The sequence below is a fragment of the uncultured Flavonifractor sp. genome, assembly GCF_944383115.1.
Classification (GTDB): Bacteria; Bacillota; Clostridia; order Oscillospirales; family Oscillospiraceae; genus Flavonifractor.
In genome coordinates this window covers 1-4,218 of sequence record NZ_CALWOJ010000132.1, presented here as the reverse complement: position 1 = coordinate 4,218, position 4,218 = coordinate 1, and the positions used below count along the sequence as shown (strand labels likewise).

Here is a 4,218-nt window from a genome sequence, read left to right as displayed (position 1 = left end):
CCCACCTTCGCCTGCATCGGCGCCATCTTCGGCATGGGGGCCAACATGGACCACTCCAAGCTCCACGGCGGCAACCGCCTGTTCGGCACCATCATCGGCGGCTTTCTGGGGATGGGCCTGTTCCGCATCTATCTGATCTTCTACCCCGACGGGGAGAACCGACTGCTGCTGGTACCCCTTTTGTTCGTGGGCGTCATCATCCTCATCCTGCTGGCCCAGTTCTTCTGGGTGGGGGCGGTGCAGCCCGGCGGCGTGGTGCTGTGCATCGTCCTCTTCAACACCCCGGTGGACACCTATGTGTCCTACGCCCTCAACCGGATGTTTGACACCGGCGTGGGCGTGGCCATGTCCCTGCTCATCAACTATCTCCTCCCTCGGGCGCGGCTGGAGCCTTTGCTGGACAAGTTCAAGTCAAAAACCCGTCGGTGACCGGCGGCACAAGTTCGCCCAACAGGCCTTCGCCATGAAGGCCTGTTATTTTTACGTCCCGTATCACATTGTGTAATCCCTGGCCGGGGACAAAGACCTCGGTGTAGTTGGGGGCGTGGCCCCGCCACAGGCCGTCCTTCTCCTCCTCGAAGAGGACGGGCAGGGTCTGCCCCACCCAGCTCTCCAGCCAGGTGCGGTGCAGCTGGCGAGCCGCCTCACCCGCCCGGTGGGCCCGCTCCTCCTTCACCCCATTGGATATCTGTCCGGCCATTGCCGCCGCCGGGGTGCCGGTACGGCGGGAGTAGGGGAAGATGTGCATGGCGGAGAAGGCGCACTTCTTCACAAAGTCCAGGGTCTGCTGAAACTCCTCCTCGGTCTCACCGGGGAAGCCCACAATGAGGTCGGTGGTGATGCCGGGCCGATCAAAGTATTCCCGCAGTAATCTGACGCTCTCATAATACCGTGCGGTATCATATTTCCGGTTCATCCGCTTCAAAACGCTGTCGCAGCCCGACTGCATGGACAGGTGGAAGTGGGGGCACAGGTTGGGGATGGCGGCTACCCGGCGGCAGAAATCCTCCGTGATGGTGCGGGGCTCCAGGGAGCCCAGCCGCACCCGGCAATCCGGGGCGGCAGCGCACACCGCCTCGATGAGGTCGGTCAGTTCCGGCCTGCCCTCCAGGTCCCGGCCCCAGGAGGAGATCTCAATGCCGGTGAGTACCAGCTCCTTGTAGCCCTCGGCGGCCAGTCTGGCGGCCTGGGCGGCGGCCTCGCCGGCGGGCAGGGAGCGGATCGGCCCACGGGCGTAGGGAATGATGCAGTAGGTGCAGAAGTTGACGCAGCCGTCCTCCACCTTGAGCATAGCCCGGGTGCGGCCCTCCAGACCGCCGGCGCTCAGCCGCTCGAAGGTGCGGCGGCGGAGGGCGTCGTCCACCTCCACCACCATGCCTCCGTCGGGGCTCAGGGCCTCCAGCCGGTCCAAAAAGCCCATGCGGTCATTGGTGCCCATCACCAGGTCTACCTCCAGCTCCTCCACGGCCTGGGGGTCTGTCTGGGCGTAGCAGCCGCACACCGCCACAATGGCGTGGGGGGCGCGCTTGCGGGCCTGCCGGATCATCTGACGGGATTTCTTGTCGCTCACCGCCGTGACGGTACAGGTATTGATAATATAGGCGTCGGCCTCCCCGTCAAAGGGGACCAGGGTGTGGCCCCGCCGGGTCAGCTCCGCCTCCATGGCCTGGGTCTCGTACTGGTTCACCTTACAGCCCAGGGTATAGATCGCTGTACGCATACCGTTCCTCTCCGGCCGGAAGATTTTGGTTGAAAATCCCCCGGCGCCTGCTATAATAGATAACGAATCGTATGTTCTATTATAAACTGAACCGGCTATTTTGCAAGCAGTTCATTGTGGAGGTGTCCCATGTCTGAGTTCCAGGTCTCTCTGGCCTCCATTGAGGAGGTTCGCCAGTTTGTCAACGCCGCCACCCGCTCCCCCTGCGAGGTGGACGTATGCGCCGGCCGCTATGTGGTGGACGGCAAGTCCATTATGGGGCTGTTCTCCCTGGACCTGTCCCATCCGGTGACCATCCGCCTTCACGGCAGCGACGGGGATCAGGCCGCCTTCCGCCAGGCGGTAGCCGCCTTTGTCAAGTGAAGTAAAACAGCTGGGGCGCTGCGTTGCAGCGCCCCAGCTGTTTTTAATCCTCGATATAGGCCCGGATGCGGAGGGTGACTCCCAGCTCCTCCGTGATGGCCCGGCAGCGGTCGATCTCCGCCTGGGTCTTGTCCTTGTCCACGATGGTCATCACCACATGGGCCACATATTCCCTGGCCTTTTTGGCAAAGTCCAGCATGGCCTCCCAAGCCTTGACCCCGTCCCTGGGCTGGGTGACGGCGCAGTACTCCTCCGGGGTGGAGCCGTTGAGGGAGATAGAGATGGTATCGATGCGGCCTTTCAGCTCGGGCGTCACGTCCCGGCCCAGAATCAGGTTGGCGTGGCCGTTGGTGTTGATGCGAATGGGGGGCAGGTTGGGTACCTTCTCCTTCAGCTGATCCACCAGCCACAGGATATCGTCGGTGCGGTACATAGGCTCGCCGAAGCCGCAGAACACCAGCTCCCGGTACAGGGAATAGTCCCGGGAGAGCAGGTCGTCCAGGGCCTCCTGCCGGGTGGGCTCATGCTCCAGCCACAGATCGTCGGCGTAGATGGAGCCCTTGTGGCCGTTGTGCCGCAGGCAGAACACACACCGGCAGTCGCACCGGTTGGTCAGGTTCACATAGAGGGCGCCTTCGTACTCGTAGGAAATGGTCATCATGATTTTGTTCCACTCCTTTTCACGGGCGGCCAGAAAGGCCGCCCCTACATTGATTGAATACCAAAAAACCGTTTTCCATTCTCCAGGGTGATGCGCAGAACCTCCTCGGTGGTGAGGCCTTTCAGCTGGGCCACCGTCTGGGCCATGAGGGGGATAAGGGAGGAGTCACACCGGCGGCCCCGGTAGGGCTCGGGGGCCATATAGGGGGCGTCGGTCTCCAGCATAAGCCGGTTCAGGGGCAGCCACCCCAGGATCTCCGGGGCCCGGCGGGCGTTCTTGAAGGTGATGTTGCCGGTAAAGGAGAGCATCCAGCCCCAGTCCACCGCCCGCTTGGCGTCCTCCGGTCCCAGGGCGCAGCAGTGGAACACCCCCCGCACGTTGGGATGGGCCTTTACGATATCCATGCAGTCCTTATGGGCGTCCCGGTCGTGGACGATGGCGGGCAGATCCAGCTCCTCCGCCAGGGAGAGCTGGGCGTCGAAAAAGTCCCGGGAGTTGGCCCGCTCCTCCGGGGTCTTGACCCAGTAGTAATCCAGGCCGATCTCCCCCACCGCCACGCATTTCTTGTGGTTCAGCAGAGGACGCAGCTGATCCAGTTGATCCAGGGTCGCCCCCTCCAGATTCTCCGGGTGGAAGCCGGCTGCAAAATAGAGGTAGTCGTAACCCTCCGCCAGGGCCATAGACTGCCGGGAACTCTCCAGATCGCAGCCGGGACACACCACCAGATCCACCCCTTGCTCCGGCAGCGCGGAGAGCAGGGCGTCCCGGTCGGCGTCAAAGGCGTCGTCATAGTAGTGGGCGTGGGTATCGAAGATCATAAGGGCCTCCCGTTGTCGTTTTTTCCATCATACTCCCTTTTCCCACCGTTGACAAGAGGAATGGCCTGTGGTATACTGCCCCAGGAAATACGGGGATGAGGTCCGCCCGGGGCATTTGCCCGAACCGCCGTCTGGCTGATGACTTCTGCAAATTGTTGCAGGGGGCATTGGCTCTTTTTTTGCCCTCTGGAAGGGATGATGTGCGTTATGTTAACAAGTTTAGGCTTCGTGCTGCTGCTGGGCCTGGTGCTGGGCACCCTGGCTACCAGGCTGCGGCTGCCCTCCCTGGTGGGTATGCTGCTGGCGGGCATTTTGCTGGGGCCCTGCATCCTCAATTTGCTCTCCCCCTCCCTGCTGGGCATCTCCGCCGACCTGCGGCAGCTGGCCCTGGTCATTATTCTCACCCGGGCGGGGCTGAGCCTGGACGTGGAGGATCTGCGCCGGGCGGGGCGGCCCGCCATCCTTATGTGCTTCCTGCCCGCCGCCTTTGAGGTGCTGGGCATGGTGGTGCTTGCCCCCCGGCTGCTGGGGGTGAGTACCCTGGACGCCGCCATCATGGGGGCGGTGGTGGGCGCGGTGTCCCCCGCCGTCATTGTGCCCCGGATGCTGCGCCTGATGGAGGAGGGCTACGGCACCGCCAAGGGCATTCCCCAGAT

At 63.1% G+C, this 4,218-nt stretch carries 6 protein-coding genes and 1 riboswitch; of the genes, 3 read left to right on the top strand and 3 right to left on the bottom strand.

The annotated features are described in order from the left end of the window. Window positions 1–429, top strand: a 429-nt coding sequence (locus Q0K43_RS10520) for an FUSC family protein (protein ID WP_297290482.1), incomplete at its 5' end; no start/stop codon positions are given. On the opposite strand, the gene mtaB is transcribed toward Q0K43_RS10520, so the two are convergent. After that, the gene (mtaB, locus tag Q0K43_RS10515; protein ID WP_297290481.1) at window positions 407–1,720 is read right to left on the bottom strand and encodes a tRNA (N(6)-L-threonylcarbamoyladenosine(37)-C(2))-methylthiotransferase MtaB; all 1,314 of its coding nucleotides are present in this window, start codon (window positions 1,718–1,720) and stop codon (window positions 407–409) included. The two genes, Q0K43_RS10520 and mtaB, sit on opposite strands and share 23 nt — an antisense overlap. A 129-nt stretch (window positions 1,721–1,849) precedes the next feature. Here mtaB and Q0K43_RS10510 point away from each other — a divergent pair, with 129 nt between their 5' ends. Next, window positions 1,850–2,083, top strand: a complete 234-nt coding sequence (locus Q0K43_RS10510) for an HPr family phosphocarrier protein (protein WP_297290480.1) — start codon at window positions 1,850–1,852, stop codon at window positions 2,081–2,083. Window positions 2,084–2,126: 43 nt separating this feature from the next. Here the strand turns inward: Q0K43_RS10510 and Q0K43_RS10505 are convergent, their stop codons facing one another. Together Q0K43_RS10505 and Q0K43_RS10500 are read right to left on the bottom strand one after the other, a co-directional pair. Next, entirely contained in the window at window positions 2,127–2,744 is a 618-nt protein-coding gene (locus Q0K43_RS10505) for a TatD family nuclease-associated radical SAM protein (protein ID WP_297290479.1), read from the bottom strand. 44 nt (window positions 2,745–2,788) lie between these two features. After that, on the bottom strand, window positions 2,789–3,562 hold the full coding sequence (locus Q0K43_RS10500; protein WP_297290478.1) for a TatD family hydrolase: 774 nt from the start codon (window positions 3,560–3,562) through the stop codon (window positions 2,789–2,791). Window positions 3,563–3,644: 82 nt separating this feature from the next. Then, a riboswitch (Fluoride riboswitch) is annotated at window positions 3,645–3,717 on the top strand. Window positions 3,718–3,769: 52 nt separating this feature from the next. Between Q0K43_RS10500 and Q0K43_RS10495 the strand changes: the two genes are divergently transcribed. Next, a partial coding sequence (locus Q0K43_RS10495; protein WP_297290477.1) for a cation:proton antiporter domain-containing protein occupies window positions 3,770–4,218 on the top strand: 449 nt, incomplete at its 3' end.